The organism is Companilactobacillus miaonis, assembly GCF_036913615.1.
Classification (GTDB): Bacteria; Bacillota; Bacilli; order Lactobacillales; family Lactobacillaceae; genus Companilactobacillus.
Genome location: NZ_JAYKTX010000001.1, coordinates 92,936 through 114,086 on the forward strand (window position 1 = coordinate 92,936; position 21,151 = coordinate 114,086).

Here is a 21,151-nt window from a genome sequence, read left to right on the forward strand (position 1 = left end):
TCATTTCACAGATTAGCTTGTCTTTTGTTCTTTTCTGAATGAGAAATCCTTTATAGACTAATTGTTGTTAGATTGGGCTTTCTGCCTATATAAATCTGGTGAAATCCCTAATACTTTCTTAAATATTTTATAGAAATATGACGGATTCTCATATCCAACTTTATAAGAAATCTTTTCAATTGATGCACTAGTATAATTTAAATATTCGGCCGCAGCATTGACTCTTTGCAAGTGAACTAGCTTAATAAACGTCATTCCGGTGGACTTTTTCAAGAAAGACGACAAATAATTGGAATTGTAACCAAAATGTTTGGCCATCTCATCGAGCGTTATATTTGAATAATTATTTTCAATATAGAGCAATAATGATAAAATATTGGCTCTTTTCTTATCATTCAATTTCCAGTCAACGTTGTTGGTTTTAGCCGTTTCCCGAATCAGTCTGGAAAACAAAACCATAATTTCTAGACGAGTAATTTTATCTGACTCTTTATCAGGATGGTAGTATTCATCAATGATATCCCAAACATTGCGGCTGATTTTGGAATTGTTATTGGTCTTGAAAAAACTATACTGCCCTTCCCCGTAATTTCTATCTGATAAGAGTGAAAACAGCATCCCCGAAATATTAGTTTGACGATTATCGTGTAATAAAGAATTTAATTCATTCAATGAAAAAGCTGTATTTCTCAAAGCAATATCGATCACTATGTCACTCGTCCCAATCGGTTCCACTGTATGAATCGTGTGATTACCAACAAATAATAAATCACCCTGTTGCATTTTAATTTCCTTATCATTGATCAATGCCGTGCAGTTACCAACCAGTGGAGCAACAATATCGACAAAATTGTGATAATGGTATGGCACGTCTGATTCAATTGGTTGAACTGAGATCGATATAGGATTGGTATTTAACTCTAGATTGTCGTTATATGTATTAAAAAATCGATAAACTGGTTTGCCATTAATCGTTTTAGTTGGGGCAATACTAGTTTCATTTTTCTCAACTTTCTCCAAAACATTAGAAAATTCCTTAGGAGAATTATTTGAACGTAAAATTTCCATGATACTTTTAGCCATTTGTCATTTACCTCACTAATTGTCATTATAGCTTATTTATAAAATATGTGAAATGAACATAGTACGAATATCATTTGACAATAGTTGAGAAAATATTAAGGGCTTACAATTTAATTAGATCAATAAATTGTGGAGGAATTTTATGTTAGATTTAACAAAAATGCCGTATAACCTTTCGACAGAACAAATAAAATATATTAATAAACAAATCAATGAAATGACCTTAGAAGAAAAAATCGGACAATTATTTTTCGTAATTGGTCAGGATGAAGACAATGTCGATTTAAAACAATTCGTCAATAAGTACCATCCTGGTGGGATCATGTACCGTCCTGATAGTGCTGAAAAAATTAAACGAGAAGTAAAACAGATTCAACACGAATCAAAGATTCCAGTTTTCGTTGCTGCTAACCTTGAAGCCGGTGGTAATGGTTTGATCAATGAAGGTACTTGGTTCGGACGTCCTATGTCAGTTGCTGCAACCGATGATCCAAAACAAGCTTTCAACTTAGGTGACATTTCAGGATATGAAGCTGCTCAAGTCGGTGACAATATGTCCTTCTCACCTATCGTTGATATCGATAACAATTTCCGTAATCCAATCATGAATGTCAGAACTTTTGGTAGTGATAAACATCGTGTTATGCGGATGGTCGATGCTGAAGTTAAAGGACTAAAGAATAACGATGTCATCCCAGTTGCTAAACACTTCCCTGGCGATGGTGTCGATGAACGTGATCAACATTTAGTAAGTTCAATCAATTCTTTAGGAACTGACGAATGGATGAATTCCTATGGTCAAATCTATCGTCATTTAATCAAGCAAGGTCTTCCAGCTGTAATGATTGCTCACATCATGCAACCAGCCTGGGAACGTAAACTTGAACCTGGTATTGAAGATAAAGACTTACGTCCTGCTTCAACTTCGAAACTCTTGATTGACGGTCTACTTCATAAAGAATTGCAATTCAATGGAATGACCATTACTGATGCCACGCCAATGCTTGGTTACACCTCAGTTCTTCCTCGTGAAAAAGCTATTCCTGCTACGATCAATGCTGGTATCGACATGATCTTATTCAATAAAAATATTGATGAGGATTATAAGTTCCTAACCGATGCAGTTAAAGATGGCAACGTTTCAATGGAACGTGTCGAAGAAGCTATTCGTAGAATTCTTGGTACTAAATTAGCTCAAGGTATTATGAATACTGACAACGAATTGATTCAACAAGTTCCCGAAAAACTAGATTTGAAGCTTGAGGACCATCAAAAGAAAACTGCAGATCTTGCAAAACATGCTGTTACATTAGTTAAAGATAGAGATAAAATTTTACCTGTAACTAGCAAGAAATATCCACGCGTTCGCCTAGTTGTCTTGGGTGATAGTGATGATGGTGGTTTTAAAGAAGGTGGCCACGTCACAAAACTCTTCAAGCAAGACTTAGAAGCGCAAGGATTCAAAGTTTCACTCTTTGATCGGAAAAATCTTGATTTCCACGAAGTCTTCGAAGAAGGCGTCCAAGATATGAAAGAAAAATTTGATTTAGCAATTTATGTTGCCAACATTGAAACCGCAAGTAACCAAACTACCACGAGAATTGATTGGATACACTTAATGGCTGCTGATGCTCCTTGGTATATGCGTTCTATTCCAACCTTATTTATTTCAATGTGCAATCCATATCATTTATTCGATATTCCAAATATTTCAACAATGATCAATGCATACACTGGCAACCCAGAATCCATTAAAGCTGTTGTTAAGAAGATCACTGGTCAAGAAGAATTTTTAGGCAAGAGTCCAGTAGATCCATTCTGTGGCAAATTAGATACAAGACTGTGAGGGAAAATAATGAAAATTGAAAACATTCAAGTAAATCATATGATTCAACCGCTCGGGGTTGATTTAAGCAATTTAAAAATTGAATTTGCACTCGATACTGATAAAAATCTCGCTGTTCAAAAGAAATTAGAGATAAAAAATGCTGAAAAAATCGTTTATCAAACTGGTTGGCAAGATTATGATAACAACTATTTCGAACCCGATTTTGAATTAACACCAAGAACTGAGTATGAACTCACAATTAGTGTTAAAACGGCGTCTGAAGAAGTATCCGCAAACTCAACTTTTGAAACAGGTAAAATGAACGAACCATTTACAGGAAAATGGATTGGTAACTCAGATAAAAATATCCAAAACACGCTTCTAAAACGTGACGTAACCCTTTCTAAAGACGTTAAAAAAGCCCGTATCTACATGACAGGCTTAGGTGTTTATGAATTAAATATCAATGACAAAAAAGTTGGTGACGAACTTCTCGCTCCCGGCTCAACTAATTACGACTACTTGATTCAAGTTCAAACTTACGATGTTACTAAGAATTTTGTTCAAGGTCATAATAATATCGAAATTTCCCTTGGTGATGGTTGGTATAAAGGTAATCTTGGCTTCGACGGTGGAAAAGATAAAATTTATGGCGATCAACAACGTGCTATTTTTGAACTTCACTTAGAATATACCGACGGTTCAAAAGAAATTGTAAATTCAGATGATAAATGGTTAACGACTGCTGGCAAAGTTACTAAATCAGCTATTTACTATGGTGAAGATGTCGACGATACGATTGTGCCTGAAAACTGGACTCCAGTTTCTGTCCTCGACTATCCAACTGATACATTAGCTGACAGACTAAGTTTGCCATTGAAAGTTCAAGAATACTTGCCTCCTAAAGACTTGATTAAGACACCAAAAGATGAGCAAGTAATCGACTTTGGTCAAAATCAAGCTGGTATCGTTGAATTTTACAATCGCGAACCTAAAGGCACAAAGATAACTATTCAAGTCGGTGAAATTCTCCAACAAGGCAATTTCTACCGTGATAACTTGCGTGAAGCTAGAGCTGCCTTTACTTATATCTCAGATGGTACAGAGAAGTGGGTTCGTCCTCACTTTACTTACTTTGGCTATCGTTACATCAAGGTATCTGGCAATACTAAACCATTGCAAAAAGATGACTTCCGGGCTGCTGTTGTATACTCTGACATGAAGATGACCGGTTCTATGAAGACTGACAAGCCATTGGTCAATCGTTTGTTTGAAAACATTCAATGGAGTCAAAAGAGTAACTTCTTTGATGTGCCAACTGGCTGTCCTCAACGTGATGAACGTCTTGGTTGGACTGGTGATGCCGACATTTTCTCAAACACTTCAACTTATAACATGAACGTCTATGCTTTCTTCAAAAAATACGCTAAAGATATGAAGATTGAACAAGATCATCATGACGGAATGTTAACGATGTATGCCCCATCTCTACACGTTGATGAAGGCGGTGCTGCCATTTGGGGTGACGCTTCCACAATTATTCCTTGGAACATGTATGAAAAATATGGTGACACAGCAATCTTGAAGCAAAATTACTCAAGTATGAAAGGATGGGTCGATTGGATTAGCAAGAACGTTGAAAAATCTGGCACTGGCCTTTGGACAGGTTCGTTCCAATTCGGTGATTGGCTTTCACTTGATAGCGAAAATCCTGCTGTTCCAAATGGTAAAACTGATGAAGACTTCATCGCTTCAGTTTATTATTACTACTCATCAAGTATCGTTGCCAGAACTGCCAAGATTTTAGGCAATGAGAAAGATTATCAAACTTATAAGAATTTGTGCGACGATATCAAACAAAATATCTTGAAGGAATACATTACTGAAACTGGTCGTGTCGCTATTGATACTCAAACCGCCTATGCTTTGACTTTGTACTTCAACTTAGTTCCAGAAAACTTGAAACCACGTGTTGTTAAAGATTTGGTTGCCCGTCTCAAGAAAGACAATGACCACCTCCAAACAGGCTTCGTTGGTACTCCATACTTGTGCCAAGTTCTATCCGAAAATGGTCAACATGCTTTAGCTACCAAGATTTTCTTGAACGAAGACTATCCAAGCTGGTTGTACGCCGTCAAACTTGGTGCCACAACTATTTGGGAACGTTGGAATTCAGTTATGTCTGACGGTTCAATGAATCCAGAAGGAATGAACTCACTTAACCACTACTCTATCGGTGCCATCATGGAATGGGCTTATAAGTTTGTCCTCGGTCTACACAAACAAGCTAACGGCTATCAAACCGTCTACTTGGAACCAGAATTCGATTATCGTTTGAAACATATTTCTGGTCATTATGACAGTTCATATGGTGACTTGAAAGTTAAATACGACCTCGAAACTGATGATAAACACACGATTGCCGCCGTAATCGACGTTCCATTTGGGCAAACCGTGAAATTGACTTTGCCTAGAGTTGGTAAAGAAATTGTTGTCGATGGTAAAACCGTTAACGACGAAACAATCACTTTAACAGTTGGACATCACGAAATTTCATACATCCCTACTCACGACTATATCGGACGTTACTCAGCAGAAACAAAATTGTTGAACATCACAGCTGATAAAGAATTATTCGACAAGATCAAGACAATCACTCACGAACTAGATATGTTCAATGACCCAGCAAACGTAGAACGCCTCGGTCAAATGTCAATTCCAGAAGCTAACAAGTTGTTCCCATTCATCAACATCCCTGAAAGTGACATGAAACAAATCAAAGATATCTTAGTCACCACACCAGTCTTAAGTGAAAGAGAGGGATAGCTTTGAAGAGTTACACTAACCCAATTTTACGTGGGATGCGCCCAGATCCAAGCATCGTTCGTGTCAAAAACTACTATTATATTGTCAACAGTACTTTCGAATATTACCCGGGAATCACTTTGGCCAGAAGTTCCGATCTTATGAACTGGGAAACACTCCCTAGCATTGCGACCGACCACTCCCAAGCCGATTTAACAAAATCCAAGTCCAACGAAGGCATCTTCGCTGTCTGCATTCGTTATCATGAAGGCAAATTCTACGTCATCACAACTAATTTTGCTGAATTCAAAACTTTCATCATTACTGGGAAACTAGATAACGACAAGATTATTTGGGACAAGCAACGTATCAATATCGACGTAAATGGCATTGATCCTGACATTTTCTTTGAGAATGGACATACTTTTGTCCAATACACTGGCTACTTGAAATCCGGTCAAAAAGCCCTTCAACAAGTCGAAATCGAACTCACCTCAGGAAAAGTTATCCAAGGTCCAAAGATTCTAACTTATGGAACCGGTGGACGTGACGTTGAGGGTCCACACATCCTCAAAAATAAAGGTTATTACTACCTACTCGCTGCAGAAGGTGGAACCGGTTTAGGACATATGATCACAATTTTTAGAAGCAAGAACATTTGGGGACCATTTGAAAGTTGTCCGAATAATCCAATCTTCACTAATCGTGATCGAGCCGATGAACCACTGCAAAACATTGGTCATGGAGACTTATTCCAGGATAACAATGGTAATTGGTGGCTCACCTGCTTAGGAACTAGACCCGCTAATATCAATTTCAAGACCTTCACCAACACCGGTCGTGAAACAATGCTCTACCCTGTTGATTGGAGTGGTGATTGGCCAGTAATTAATGGTGGACTACCTTCTCAAGAAGTTGATCTAACTAAGTACCCAGAACACGCTAAAACATTGTCTGAGCAAAAAATCTCATCATTTGAAGACAACTTCGCCAATGGCCTTAGTCCAGAATGGATTTCATTGAGAAATTCACTTAAAGATAGACTAACTGTCAAAGAAAACGATTTAACTTTAAGCGGTTCCAATTTAACACTTTCTGATATAGGCACACCATCGTTTTTAGGAATCAGACAAACTGAACAGGACGAAACTTTTAAGGTTAATCTGAATCCCAAAAATTGTTCACTGACAGATGGCCAATTTGGAATTGCCGTGACAATCGACAGTGATCACTTTGCCAGTTTAACAGTTCAAAAAAATGATCATAGTACTTTTGATTTAATTAAAACAGTTCACGTTCTAGATTTAGTGGTTAAAGAAAAAATTGCTGAAATTAATACCTTACCAAGTAAATTCAGTCTAATTAATCATCCTGCTACTAAAGAATTCGTGGCTGAAGACAATGATCAAAAGTTATCTTTCAAAGTGGCTGCCATGCACTTCTCTAATGAAGCTATCAGTGCTTTGAATACTGGTGACATTCAAGGACTTTATATTATTGGTAAAAATACTAGGATGTCTGTAAAGAGAGCTAAGCGTTTCATGATTAAGAAAGAAAAATGATTTTCATTTTATATTAATAATGGCCAGCGATTTATGTCGCTGACCATTATTTGTGTCTAATAATAGATTCACCATTTTGATTACCTTGACTTTTTTAGAACTAAAAATAGGATAACCAATGTAGTGTTAAGAAGGAAGTCGTAAATTGTCAAACAATAATTCTATGTTACAAAGATATATTGCTCTTTTTTTAGGGCTTTTATTCAATGCATTGGGAAGCGGTTTAACGGTTGCCACAAACATGGGAACTAGTCCCTGGACTGCTTCTGAAGTAAATTTAGGTCATATGTTGGGAATATCTGTTGGTTGGCCAATATTTATGGTGGGAGCAATAACTGCCGTTGTTAATCAATTTTTAATTGGAAAATGGGATGCAACGAGATTTATTGGTGGAATCTTATTTGTTTCTTTTTTTAGTTATTTTACCGACATTTTTGTTTCATTCTTTACAGATATAGGCGTGCCTCAATTATCAATCATTTCCAAAATAATTCTCTGTTTAGTCGGAACAGTTATTTTTTGTTCGGCTATCTCACTTTATCAGCGAGCAAATATAATCATGCATCCAAATGATGATACAACTAATATTATTCGTTTTCGATTCTTTAAAGGGAAAGTAGTACAAGCTCAAATCGTTAACTTTCTTGCTCCAACAATAATCATTGTCATTACAGTATTTATTACTCATAAAATTTATTCAGTTAATATTGGAACCCTTTTCTGTATGTTCTTTACAGGTCCTTTCATTGGATTGGCTGATAAATATATTTGGCCTAAGTTACATCACAATTTTCGGATTCAAGCACACAAAAATTGAAACCAAAAATATTTTAATTACTTTTTACTGAAATAAATAAGCTAGGATAACCGCATTTCGATTACCCTAGCTTATTTTATTCTAATGATTCGAAATAGAATTTGTACCCTATGATAATAACTCAATTACACTTTCACCAACACCATGTGCTGATTGTGGATTTTGACCTGTTACTAACCTACCATCTGTAACAACATTTTCTGTATAAGCCGCTGTCTTAGTGTGATTAGCACCAGCTTCCTTCAAAGCTTCTTCAGTTAGGAATGGAACAGCATCTGTTAATTGATTGATTCTCTCTTCCTCATTTGTGAATCCTGTTAAGTTTTTACCACTGATCCAATTTTTACCTGCGGCGTCTTTCATTGATAATAAACCGACGACACCGTGGCAGACTGCAGAAACGATCCCACCTTGATCGTAGATGTCTTGGGAAATCTTACCTAATTCTTCATTATCTGGGAAGTCCCACATAACGCCGTGGCCACCAGCAAAATAAATAATATCGTAATCTTTGGAATTTATATCGGCTGGTTTGAGTGAATTAGCTAACTTTTCGTTACGATAATTAATGTCGGTATAATATTTCCAGTTGGTCTCGTCCATTGAATCCGGTGCTAAACTTCCTGGATCTAGCGGAACATAGCCACCATTTGGACTAACGTAATCAACTTCAATATTGTTTTCAGCCATTACCTCATGAAAATGTGTAGCCTCACTCAACCATAAACCCGTGGCACGATTGATTGTTGGAAATTTTGCGGTATTTGTTACTACGATTAATGCTTTCGTCATAAAAATTTCTCCATTTAATTTACTAATTTTTTTGTATTATGTACAGAATGTATTTTCTAGTATATTGCTAAAAAAATTAATAAACAAACATTTGCTCCGGCATAACAAAAAGAGAACCTAATTCTCAGGTTCTCTTTTTGTTTAGTCTTCTAAACCATTATTTTCAATAACTTTTTGATACCAGTAGAATGACTTCTTCTTGTATCTGTCCATTGTGCCATTACCATCATCATCTAAGTCGACATAGATAAATCCATAACGTTTGGACATTTCACCAGTTGAGGCACTGACTAAATCAATACAGCCCCATGGAGTGTAACCCATCAAATCAACACCGTCGTCAATTGCTCCAGCCATAGCTTTGATGTGTTCCTTAAGATAATCGATTCGATAGTCGTCTTCAACATAGTGATTCTTATCAGGCTTATCAATGGCACCCAATCCGTTTTCAACGATGAAGAGTGGTTTTTGATAACGATCATACAATTGATTCAAAGCAATTCTTAAACCAGTTGGATCGATTTGCCAACCCCAGTCACTAGCTTTCAAGAATGGATTCTTTACACCGCCCAGCAAGTTTCCACTAACAGTGTCATTGTCTTTCTTAGTTGTTTCAACGGCTGAAGACATGTAATAACTGAAACCGATGTAATCAACCGGATATTTCTTGATCAATTCAAGTTCTTCATCAGTTCTGTCCAAATCAGAAATTTTCAAGCCATACTCTGCCAACAATCTCTTAGTGTAGCTAGGATATTGACCTCTAACTTGCACATCGCCACAGAAGAAATTGAAATCTTGATTTTGTTGCAAAGTAGCTAATTGATTAACTGGATTTGCGTCATAACTGTAAGTTGTAGCATAAAGAATCATGCAACCGATTTGAAGATCAGGGTCCAATTCGTGACCAATCTTGACTGCCTTAGCGCTGGAAACAAATTGATTGTGCCAAGCTTGGAAGACGTTCAATTTATCGTTTGCCCCATTTGAAGGAACCAAGCCTTGACCCATAACTGGGAAATGAGCAGCACTGTTGATTTCATTGAAAGTCATCCAGTATTTAACTTTCTTGTAATAGCGAGTCAAAACGACCTTGGCAAAACGCTCGAAGAATTCAATCAACTTCTTATTCTTCCAGCCACCATAGTTTTTAGCTAAATTCAAAGGCAACTCATAATGAGAAATTGTAATAACTGGTTCGATGTTATATTTCAAACACTCATCGATAACTTGGTCGTAGAACTCTAATCCCTTTTCGTTTGGTTCAGTTTCGTCACCATTTGGGAAAATTCTTGACCAGGCAATTGAGAAGCGATAACACTTGAAGCCCATCTCCGCGAATAATTTAATGTCCTCTTTAAAACGGTGATAGTAATCGATTCCAACGTGATTAGGATACTTGTATTTATCCTCATCGATTGTCCAGTCAAAATCAGGACTTTGAACAATCGCAAATCTTTGCTTTCCACCAGGTAAAGCATCCGCAATCGAAAAACCACGACCGTCCTCTTTGTAGCCACCCTCTAATTGATTAGCTGCGGTAGCTCCTCCCCATAGGAAGTTTTTTGGAAACTCTGTCATAAAATTCTCCTCTCTTGTATGCGCTTAACTTAAATTTTAAACTAGATAATTTTGAATTTCAATTTTTATATTAATATTTCAATGAAATTGGTCCCAATAATCCTGCTGGCTTAATCAACATATATTGTGATAGAAAGTCTTGTTGGTTAATTCCTAAATTATTTACAACGACTACTTCTAAATTATTTGTACCGGCAACCAAATACGATGAAATATCTTTAAATTCATAAGGATAAGCAATCTTTGTGCCTAGTTTATGACCATTCAACTCGACTGTAGCCACTTCATTAACTTTACCTAAATCAAGTATCATCCCCTCTTGTACTTGATCCAAGTCAAACTGCATAGAATATTTGATATTGCCACTGAATTGTCTGAAATTCTTAACTGAATTAACATTAATTAATTTATTCAAAATTTGTTTTGATTCAAATTTAGGATATGATTCTGCATTAGCAACTGATAATTTTATGTTTTTCAGATTCAATTTTATTTTATTTGTTGTTTCATAATCAGCCTTTACTGGATAATAAGCATCACTTGCAACAAAAATTACTGATTGACCAGCGGCTAATCTCAAATGAACTTTCCCATTATTATAGTTAACAGCTGTCTTTCCCCCGACTTCTTTCAAGTTCTTTTCTTAACTGAAGGGAACTGCACCAATTAATATATTAATTTTTCTATATTATGTACAAAATGCGAAATGCATTTTCTGGCGAATTTATAAAAAAATAACTTTTAACCACCTTTATTAATTGTTTTCTTTATCCTTTTCATTGTTTAAAATGGTAATTGCTAACTCAATTACCGCTATTGTAACTAAAACGATTCCACCAGCCATAAATATTCCATTAACAGTTTTCACACCTGATAAATATCCCAAGACCGCTAAACCATATGGTGAGAATGAAGAACCTAAGTTTGCCCCAACCAAAAGTAGTGATGTAGATAATGTTGCTGAACCTTCTGATGAAACTATTGCAATTTGATTAAACAAATATGGCAGTAATAATGAGAATGAAATTCCTATTAACGCCCCACTGATATTTGAAATGAAAATATTTTTTGAGATTGCTAATAAGGAAAATGAACCACCCATTAAAAAAATAGAAAGTGCAGTCATATAATGTCTAATCACTTTTAAGACTGACCCAAATATGAACCCGGCTAACATACTGCCGATAGACATAATACTTATCATACTTGCAGCATCGGTAGCACTACCATAACTATTCGAAGTGAATAAGAGTGCCGCTTTGACCTGCGCTCCCGTGTAAATGATCATTACTATGAATATTAAAATAATATAGCCAATTACTTTTAGGTTGATTGACTGCTTGTTTTTGTTTTGATTTGAATTATCGACCTTTATATGTATTTTCTTGCGCTCAGGTACAAAGAGAATAAACAATATTAAAATTGGCAAAATAATTGCATAGACCCAGAATGTTGTATGCCAGTTAATCTTTAATAATTGCCCTGCTACATATGTCATAATGGCTGTTCCTACACCTTGAAATGCACTTTGAAAACCAATCAATCTTGCTCTTTCATCACCATCAAAAAAATCACTAATCATACTTATAGCTAATGGATTGAATAATCCCAAACCGGCACCCAATGTAGCTCTAGATATTAAAATAATAATGAAATTTTTGCTAAAAGCCGGAATTACGCCTGAGATTAAAGCAATTATTAATCCCAAAATGACTGTCAGTTTTTGACCAATTCTTTTAGAAATAAAACTACTAAAAAGTACAAATATAACCATAAATAAGGCCGGAATAGTCATCAGCATTTCTACGGATGAAACAGATTCATCAGCAAATGCCTTTGTCATGGCAGGAATATTGCCTGATATAGCCCCTGCCGAAGTTAACACTAATGAAATTGATAATAGAGAAAACTTCTTTAACCAACTTTTTTTCATTCAAAGCCTCCTGTTAAACGTCCCAACCAAATAAAATATTGCTTGACATCGTTTACAATTTTATTAAACAATGTTAACTTTATCTTCACAAGGTCAAAAGTAACTGCAAAATGTAACACATTCACAGGTGGTGACAAAATGAATTTAGATGATTTGCTAAGAACACTTAACCCCGTAGAAAAAAGAGAATTGGAAAAACATGACTTTATCAATGATTTTCCACAAAAAGAAAAAAGGATTTTAAACGGTCACTATCACTTAAACAATGAGATCTTCTTTAAAAACAATTCTATATATATTTCCAAACAATTTAGATTCGCATCATACCCCACACATTCACATCAATTCCTTGAGTTGAATTATATGTACTCAGGAACTTGTAGAGAAGTCGTTAATGGTAAAGAATTATATTTGAAAAAAAATGACATATTACTTTTAGACACAGGTAGTCGACATAAGATAGATCCATTGGGTGAAAATGATATACTAATCAACTTTTTATTTAAAAGATCCGATTTAAGTTTGAATTTTTTAAATAACTTTAATCAACAATTTTCGCCTTCATTTGAATTCATAATGAATGCTGCCATGGACGGCGATGATAACAATCATGAAAACTTTATGTACTTACACAATCAGAATAGTTCTTTACCTACAATCTTCAACAATGTCATGAATGAATATTTTTTTCCAAAAGCATTTTCTAATCAAATTATAAAAAATTATATTCCAATCATTTTTTTTGAGTTGGCACGCGACATTAATACTCAAATTGAGCATGATAACATTGTTAACAAGGAAATAATTTATCCAATACTAAAAATTATTGAAGAAAATTATGCTACGATAACCGTTGCTAAAATTGCTGATACCTTAAACTACAGTAGAAATTATATTAGTAATTTAATTAAAGAAAAAACTAATAAAACTTTTTCCCAGCTTCAAACTGAGCAAAGAATGCAACATGCATATGACTATTTAGAAAACACTGATCTACCCATTGGTTCTATAATAGAAGAGATTGGCATGACTAATCGATCAAATTTTTATAAAAAGTTTGAATTGTTTTATCATCAGAAACCTAATGATATAAGAAAAAAGAACAAGATATCTGATTAATTTTAGATATCTTGTTCTTTTATTAAAATTCGTAATCACCACTACCCAAAGTTTTCGTCTCATGATTAATAACTAATTGTACTTTGGTATTAAATGGCACATGCAACTGTACTTCCAAGTTTGAATCAGTGTACTTCCAGTTAACCTTGATCAAACCATTGACAGAACTGTATGCCAATTTTGAGCTAGTAAAATCTGATTTTTCTGGGATTACAACTTTGAATGTTTTATAACCTGGTTCTATTGCTGTTAATCCTCCAATATTTTTAACGATCCAATTTTCTATACATCCAAAAGCGTAATGATTGAATGAGAATGTTCCAACCGTTCCATCTGGAGCAATCCCAGCCCATGATTCCCAAATTGTTGTTGCTCCATGATCGACTTCATAGAGCCATGAAGGCATTTTCTCTTGCAAAAGTATTTTTTCTGCTAAATCACTTTGTCCATTTTTAACTAACGCATCCATTAAGTATGGAACACTGAGAAATCCTGTATCTAGACAATCATTGTTAGCGTGAATCATATCTACCAAGTGATTGACTGCTAATTTCTTCGTTGGTTTATCCAAGAGATCAAAAGCAATCGCCAAAACGTAGCAGCCTTGAAAGTCGGCAGTAAGTTGATTATTCTTCCAGAAATGTTCTTGGAAAGCTGAAGCAACCTTTTTTGCGTAATTTTGATAGTGGACACTCTTCTCTTTATCATCCAAAACACTAGCAACTTGGCTCAACAATTGACTTCTATATGCTAGAAAAGCTGTCCCAACTAAATCTTTCGTTGCTTTAGCCGTTCCCATAGGTCCTTTAGCATCTTTACCAAACATGTAACTTGGAAACATCCAATCCCCATAGTGGAATTTTGTATTCCAAATAAATTGACTTGAATCATCTGGTTTGCTTTCTGCAGCGCTTTCTACAGCATAGTCGTGCCATTTCTGCATTGCCGAGTAATTATTTTTTAGAACAGAAATATCGCCATTGTTTTGATAAATCGTCCAAGGAACCATGATAATAGCATCTCCCCAACCAGCAGATGAATATGTCCCGGTAAATTGCGGACTTGATGTGTAGAATTCCTTTGGTGCTGGAGCGTAATCCTGAATTTGACCATCAGGTCTTTGTTCAGCACGAACACTCTCTAACCAACGCTTTAGTAGTGCCGTCGAATCCATATTGAACAAGGAAGTCGGCGCAAACACTTGTGTATCACCAGTCCATCCAGCACGCTCTCTTTGTGGACAGTCAGTTGGAATCGAAATCATATTGCCACGTTGACTCCATTTAATATTTTGTAATAGTTGATTAATTTTTTTGTTTGACGTTTCGATAGAACCTAATTCTTCCATATCAGTCATTAGAGGAATTGCAACAATCTCACTTGCAGAAATTGTGTCACGCAAGCCAGTAATGCGAACATAGCGGAATCCATGGAAAGTGAAGTCTGGTTCTAATGTTTCGAAGCTGCCCTTACCGATAAAGAAGTCAGTTTGGTCCTTGTTTCGTCCCGTGATGTTATTGAAAAAGTGACCATCTTTATCGAGGACTTCTGAGTGTTCAATTTTTATTGCCTGATTTTTGTCTAAAAATACGGATAAACAGACTTTTCCAGCAATAACTTGACCAAAATCGACTAACAAATCGTCACCGTCGAACCAAATTTTCTTAGGTGAAATTGGTGTTAATTCATGAACATATTGAGCATTTTGTGGCTCTAAATTATCGAGATTATAGTCGACTTCCTCGACATTAGTTGCGTGACACCAATCCGGTGAGTTATTGAAATTCTGTTTTTCTCCAATAAATAAATCACTATAAGTATATTTACCAGTCGTTGAAACAAAGCTCTGGTCTGTTCCAATAACTTCTTGAGTGCCATCTTCAAAAGTGACGATTAACTCGCCCAAAATGCCATTCTTATCACCAAACTGTCCTCCATTTCCGGTTGTACTGATGCGGCCAGAATACCAACCGTCAGCCAAAACCGTGGTCCAGTCATTTTCAGAAGCTAATAAATCGGTAACATCAAAATATTGATATTGCAGAATATTGTTGTAAGAAGTGAAATCGGGCATGAACTGAGCGTATGTCACTCTTTGACCATTGATCATTGGATAATAGATTCCATGGGCGGTCATAAATAATTGTGCCTTTTTAACTGGCTTACTGAGATCAAAGTTTTTCCGTAAATATTGAACTGGACGTAAACGTTCATCAGGAGAAGCTTGTTTTGGCATTGGCTTACCACCAAACATAGCAGCCAAATCGAGTTTTTCTTCTTCAGAAACGTGCGCTTGTTTAGGCTCAATCCATTTAGCATCCCACGTTTTCAATTCTGTCGTAAAATACATTTTTTTGGACCAAGGACTGACTTGTTGATCTTTATCAAATACCTTAACTTGCCAAGAATACGTCGTACTTTCCAACAAGATTGATAAATCAACCTGATAGTTAGCTTGGTCAGATTTCACGAATCCTGAATTAAAGACTATTTCTCCCGTTTCATTTTGAATAATTAAATTGAAACCTAGTTGATAGTTATTTTGTTTATTATCTTCAGTTACCCAGTTAAACATTGCTAATCTCAATGGAACAAGAATTTGATCTTCTGAAATAGACAGATTATTTATTTTAGTTTTTGTTATTTTCATATAAGAAACTCCTCACATTCTTTTATATAATATATTGGTAATACTAAAAGGTAGGCTCATACTATGGACAAAACTTTAATTGACTTAATCTCACAAATTCCGCAAAAAACTTCAATAAACAAATTTGATCCTGAAAGTTTCCAAATCCAACCATTTGGTAAAATTTTTAAATACTATCAAACTTTGTCTGATGGTTTGAATCAACCATTAAACGCTGTTCAAAGAAGCATTGCCATTTCCATGCAACCCTTTGGGGACACTCCTTGGCATATTCATAATTATATTGAGTTGACTACTGTCATCAATGGTCAAATACAATTAGATTTTCCCAAAGAATCGATAAAATTATCAAAAGGACAAATAATTTTAATTGGCAAAAATACTATCCATACGATTAGAAAAATTAATTCGAAAGCAATTGTTTTTAATATTGCTATAACTGTCGATTTTTTGACACAAGAACGGTTAAGGATTTTAAGGGACGTCGGAACTGTTGCTAAGCTACTTTTCTCAGTTTTACAAAATGAAAATATCGAACAAAGTGAATATAATTTTTTTGATACATCCGATAGTAAAAAAATCCAATCCATTTTAGAAGAAATAATTTTTGAATACTATCAACCTACTTTTGGTAGTCAACAGATCATCAATTTAGATATCTTGAAATTGTTAGTTGAATTAATTAGACTACGCCAATCAAAACAGCCAAAAATAATTGCTGACAAAACATCTGATATTTTTGACATGTTAATTTATATTGAGAATAATTTTAATAATTTGACTTTGACAGACATGGCGAAAACTTTTCATTTTCATCCAAATTACTTATCAGCAAAACTAAAATTGGCTACCGGTAAATCTTTTACTCAGCTGATAACACTGCAAAAACTTAATACCGCAGCACTATACTTAGTCCATTCGAATGAAACCATTGCACAAATATCGGAAAAAATAGGATACTCTGATACTTCCTATTTTTACCATGAATTTAAACGATTCTTCAATGTAACCCCTACTCAATTTCGAGTAAAGAATCAAGTCAAACAATAAGTCTATCAATAAAAGGCACTCTTCATTAGTTGAGTGCCTTTTATCATACATCGTTTATGATACAACTTGACTGCTTCTTTGAATTTGTTTCTTTTTAGATGATGGCAAGATTTTCTTACCGATATTAAAGAACAAACATACTACCATCATTACAAAACTAGCAATAATTCCAAAAGTAAAAGCATCATTTCCTGATTGAATGTTGAACCAGCTCAAAATCAGTGGTGTAAAAATTCCTCCCAAGGCATTTAAAAATTGGAAAACTGACATTGAAACAGCTAACTCAATCGGTTTTGAAACTAATGAGACATAAAATGGAATAGTCGACATAACAATTGCCATGGCAAAACCTGATAAAATTGCACCAATCAAAACAATTACAATATTATTTGCGATTCTTACTAATAAGAAAGTTAATGCTAAAAGAAAGAATCCAACGGGCAAGGCCTTATCTTTAACTGCATGATTTATTTTTTTCATACTAAAACCGGCGATAAAACCACCAATTGTACCAACGGCATTAACGATACCAGTAATACTTGTACCACCCAATTGTTTTGAATCAACGATAATCGATAAATTTGTTGGATAGATAGTATAAATAATTGACATAAACAGACCAATTATTGATGCATAAAAAACATACTTATTTAATCCTCCTAATAAATGAAGTGTATTAACTTGTTTGTTGTTATCCATTTTCACAACTTTATCCTTCGGCAAGAAAAATAAGACAAGTAAGAAAACTATAATTGTGATAAAAAATGCGTAGTATGTATGAACCCAGTTATTAGCACCCAAGAAACCGCCTAATAACATTAAAATGATAGAGCCAAGACTGTTGATAGCCGTGTTCTGTCCCATCATTTCAGCACGGTCATCGCCATCAAAAAACATTGAAATTAACATTGGAATAATTGGATTAATAAAGCCAAGTCCAAGTCCTAAAAGAAGTGCGCACATTAATAACACATTAACACTACTGTGAAATGCTAACGGTAAGAGACCACCCAAGGCGCTGAGAGTGACACCTATTAAACCAAGTACTTTTTTTGACATGTGAACAGCTAAAAAACTAACTAAAAAAGTTGCGATAACAGTTCCAAGACTGGGTAAAGTGCCAATCATTTGAATTTTAGCAACGGATTCTTTAGGAAATGATCTGATAATTGCACTAAAAGCACTAGTAATGACCAATGCACTCATGGTTAAAAGCGCCATACTTAAAATACCAATACGAATTTTTAATTTATTCATAATGTTTATCAAACTTCTTTATTATCTTTGATATGTATTTTTCGAAGATAGATTTTCAAGCTTGAAATTAAAATAATTCGAATTACTACCTTTCTATAATCAATATGATAGCGCTTCCTGAAATTGAAAATAATAAAGAAATCGAACGATAATAGTGTTGAAATCAAAGATTGGTTTAAATAAAAAAAGCAGACGTCATCAACATCTACTTTTTAAAATTATTTTTTAATACTAACTGTCAATTCACTATCTTTAGAAACAATCGCCAATGCCAAACCATTGAACAAATTAATATCATCAAAACTCAGATTTTGATCAATAGGATTACCATTTCCACTGGCGATGAGTTTGCCACCTTTTACTTGTAACTTAATTTCATCGTTAGCATTCTCAACCAAATTGCCTTGTTCGTCGATTGCCATTAACTTGTAAAGTGTCGTTGTTTGTCCTTCATAGATTTTGCACTTCTTGATTCGAACGGTATCACTATTAGTGAATCTTATGTCAGAAGCTACTACCGAGCCATTTTCATAAGCAAGGACTTTGATTGCACCAGCTTCAAATGGTACCTCCCAAGTAGCTGAACAATCACTTACCTTTTGTTTGCCGAAGCTCTTGTCATTGACGAATAATTCAACTTCTTCGACATTACTAAAGGCTTTAACGGTAACTTTGCCGTCTTTATCCAATTCTAATTGCTCTTTATTCCAACTAGGCATCAAATGCACCATTTTCTTGGTTGTCCAGTGAGCTTGGTAGTAATAATAGTAATCTTTTGGAAAACCACACAGATCAGCAATTCCAAATTGAGAGCTGATTGCGGGCCAACTAAATGGTGAGGGTTCGCCGTAATAATCGAAGCCGGTCCACAAGAAGACGCCACCCATATAAGGATTTTCGTGCAAATATTGCATGACCGTTTCGGGATGTGCTGTACCGCCTAAACCTGGGTCCCCTGGTTTTCTGATTCCTGGTAAAACCATTGAGAAATATGAACCAAAGTTATTACATTGATCCAAATCACCACTGTCTTTATAGGCGCCTCTTGTTGAAAAGTAAGAAGCGTTCTCAGTACTCATCATTGGTAAATCGGGATATTTTTGATGAATTAATTTAGCGCCAGAACCCATAACACCGGCTTCAGGGTAATTGACACCAAGCACGTCCAAATTCTTAACGTAATCTTCATCAATGATTCCTTCAGGAGTCAATAATTCTGCACCGATAATCAAATGTTCAAAATCGAACTTCTTGATTGTTCTAACAACTTTTTTAGCAATTCGGCTACCCAGTGGTGTATTACCAACTAACTCTTCGTTTGAAATTGACCAAAAAGCAATTGATGGGTGCATCCGATCTTTTTGTACCATCTGTTGTAGGTCATTGATTCGCCAAGGAGAACTCTCCAACAATCGATTTTCGTCGATGACAATGACTCCGTAACGGTCACAAGCATCTAACAATTCTTCAGAAGCAAAGTGATGGGTACTTCGCCAAGCATTGACACCCATTTTTTTCATTACTGAAACTTTATAATCAACGATGTCTTGATTCAAAGCAGTCCCGACACCAACGAAATCTTGATGTTCACAAATACCGTGTAATTGGTAACTCTTCCCATTCAAAAAGAAGCCTGACGTCGTATAGTCGAATGTATGAATACCAAAATTCTTTTCTACTTTATCATTTGCAACAGTAAATTCCGCCTTGTAACAATAAGGATTTTCTGGAGTCCAAAGTTCAGGATCAGCCACTTTAATAGTGGTCTCAAACTGTTGAGTCTGATAACAGGCAACTTCAACATCACCAAATTGAACTACTTCCTGTCCATTTAACAGAACTCGCGGTGAAACGACTTGTTGAGTATCAGTATTGTTTTCAACTGTCAGTTCAACTCCTAATCGTGCGCCATCATCATTCAAAGACTTGGTATAAATGTAACAAGAATCTTCCTTCAAAGAAATTAGTGGCTTGTGTTCTAACCAAACTGAGCGATAAATTCCGGCACCTTCGTACCACCAACCTTCAGCGCCAGTTGTCGTATCAGCTCGAACTAAAATGACGTTGACACCTTCAGTACCATATCGAGCCATTTCAGTAATATCGAAACTAAAGGCATTGTATCCGCTATTATTATGTCCTAAATAAGTTCCATTCAACCAGACATCAGCCATCCGCATGACTCCGTCAAAATGCAGAATTGTCCTTGATTTTTTAAGATCACTAGTATCTAATGTGAAAGTCTTACGGTAATAACCGCAGGCATCGGGTTTTGAGCCGCTCATCAACTTCTCAGGTTGATTGATGTAGGGTGATTGCCGATTCCAATCGTGAGGCAAATCTACTTTTTTCCAATCCGCGGACAACTCTGAGGTTAAATCAGTGTCGGCCAGATTCAGTAAACCTTGTTGCTCATCGCCTTGGGCAATCAATTTCAAAAAATGACTGCCTCCGGCACTGACGGGCAGACGTTTGCCCTCTTCTCCATTAATAGGTGCGGTGATTCCTCCCAGAGATACAGCCTTTTTAGTCGTTTTATAAGGGACACGCTTCACTTCACCATAATGAAACATCCAATTTTTATTTAAAGATTCTTTTGTAGTCATAATATCAATCCTTTCATCATACTTAATTTTAGACAAAATACCGCTATGCTATAATGTCCATAAGCGAT

Annotated in this window: 14 protein-coding genes; 6 read left to right on the forward strand and 8 right to left on the reverse strand. The window is 35.5% G+C overall.

The genetic code is table 11. The features are described from left to right. Nucleotides 1-57: 57 nt before the first annotated feature. Nucleotides 58-1,083 carry an AraC family transcriptional regulator gene (locus U8521_RS00455; RefSeq protein ID WP_334351501.1) on the reverse strand — a complete coding sequence of 342 codons (1,026 nt, stop codon included), beginning with the start codon at nucleotides 1,081-1,083 and terminating at the stop codon, nucleotides 58-60. Nucleotides 1,084-1,225: 142 nt separating this feature from the next. On the opposite strand from U8521_RS00455, the gene U8521_RS00460 reads away from it, so the two are divergent. From U8521_RS00460 to U8521_RS00475, 4 genes are all read left to right on the forward strand, one after another. Then, on the forward strand, nucleotides 1,226-2,929 hold the full coding sequence (locus U8521_RS00460) for a glycoside hydrolase family 3 protein (RefSeq protein WP_334351502.1): 1,704 nt from the start codon (nucleotides 1,226-1,228) through the stop codon (nucleotides 2,927-2,929). A gap of 9 nt (nucleotides 2,930-2,938) precedes the next feature. Beyond that, entirely contained in the window at nucleotides 2,939-5,737 is a 2,799-nt protein-coding gene (locus U8521_RS00465; RefSeq protein ID WP_334351503.1) for an alpha-L-rhamnosidase, read from the forward strand. A gap of 2 nt (nucleotides 5,738-5,739) precedes the next feature. Then, entirely contained in the window at nucleotides 5,740-7,278 is a 1,539-nt protein-coding gene (locus tag U8521_RS00470) for a glycoside hydrolase family 43 protein (protein WP_334351504.1), read from the forward strand. Between the two features lie 145 nt (nucleotides 7,279-7,423). Then, the gene (locus U8521_RS00475) at nucleotides 7,424-8,095 is read left to right on the forward strand and encodes a YczE/YyaS/YitT family protein (RefSeq protein WP_334351505.1); all 672 of its coding nucleotides are present in this window, start codon (nucleotides 7,424-7,426) and stop codon (nucleotides 8,093-8,095) included. A 108-nt stretch (nucleotides 8,096-8,203) separates the two neighbouring features. On the opposite strand, the gene U8521_RS00480 is transcribed toward U8521_RS00475, so the two are convergent. From U8521_RS00480 to U8521_RS00495, 4 genes are all read right to left on the reverse strand, one after another. After that, nucleotides 8,204-8,887: a type 1 glutamine amidotransferase domain-containing protein gene (locus U8521_RS00480; RefSeq protein ID WP_334351506.1), complete on the reverse strand. Its 684-nt coding sequence runs from the start codon at nucleotides 8,885-8,887 to the stop codon at nucleotides 8,204-8,206. A gap of 141 nt (nucleotides 8,888-9,028) precedes the next feature. Beyond that, the gene (locus U8521_RS00485) at nucleotides 9,029-10,468 is read right to left on the reverse strand and encodes a glycoside hydrolase family 1 protein (protein WP_334351507.1); all 1,440 of its coding nucleotides are present in this window, start codon (nucleotides 10,466-10,468) and stop codon (nucleotides 9,029-9,031) included. 70 nt (nucleotides 10,469-10,538) lie between these two features. Next, nucleotides 10,539-11,102 (reverse strand): glycosylhydrolase-like jelly roll fold domain-containing protein, encoded by a 564-nt coding sequence (locus U8521_RS00490; protein ID WP_334351508.1) that lies wholly within the window; start codon nucleotides 11,100-11,102, stop codon nucleotides 10,539-10,541. Between the two features lie 120 nt (nucleotides 11,103-11,222). Continuing rightward, nucleotides 11,223-12,401 (reverse strand): MFS transporter, encoded by a 1,179-nt coding sequence (locus U8521_RS00495; protein ID WP_334351509.1) that lies wholly within the window; start codon nucleotides 12,399-12,401, stop codon nucleotides 11,223-11,225. Between the two features lie 138 nt (nucleotides 12,402-12,539). Here U8521_RS00495 and U8521_RS00500 point away from each other — a divergent pair, with 138 nt between their 5' ends. Beyond that, complete coding sequence (locus tag U8521_RS00500) at nucleotides 12,540-13,520, forward strand: AraC family transcriptional regulator (RefSeq protein WP_334351510.1); 981 nt, start codon at nucleotides 12,540-12,542, stop codon at nucleotides 13,518-13,520. A gap of 22 nt (nucleotides 13,521-13,542) precedes the next feature. Here U8521_RS00500 and U8521_RS00505 read toward each other — a convergent pair whose 3' ends face one another. Beyond that, entirely contained in the window at nucleotides 13,543-16,170 is a 2,628-nt protein-coding gene (locus U8521_RS00505; protein ID WP_334351511.1) for an alpha-L-rhamnosidase, read from the reverse strand. Between the two features lie 63 nt (nucleotides 16,171-16,233). Between U8521_RS00505 and U8521_RS00510 the strand changes: the two genes are divergently transcribed. Further along, nucleotides 16,234-17,220, forward strand: a complete 987-nt coding sequence (locus U8521_RS00510; RefSeq protein WP_334351512.1) for an AraC family transcriptional regulator — start codon at nucleotides 16,234-16,236, stop codon at nucleotides 17,218-17,220. A gap of 54 nt (nucleotides 17,221-17,274) precedes the next feature. On the opposite strand, the gene U8521_RS00515 is transcribed toward U8521_RS00510, so the two are convergent. After that, nucleotides 17,275-18,477 (reverse strand): MFS transporter, encoded by a 1,203-nt coding sequence (locus U8521_RS00515; protein ID WP_334351514.1) that lies wholly within the window; start codon nucleotides 18,475-18,477, stop codon nucleotides 17,275-17,277. Between the two features lie 218 nt (nucleotides 18,478-18,695). Continuing rightward, a complete protein-coding gene (locus tag U8521_RS00520) occupies nucleotides 18,696-21,083 on the reverse strand; it encodes a glycoside hydrolase family 2 TIM barrel-domain containing protein (RefSeq protein ID WP_334351515.1) in 2,388 nt (795 codons plus the stop codon). Nucleotides 21,084-21,151 lie beyond the last annotated feature (68 nt).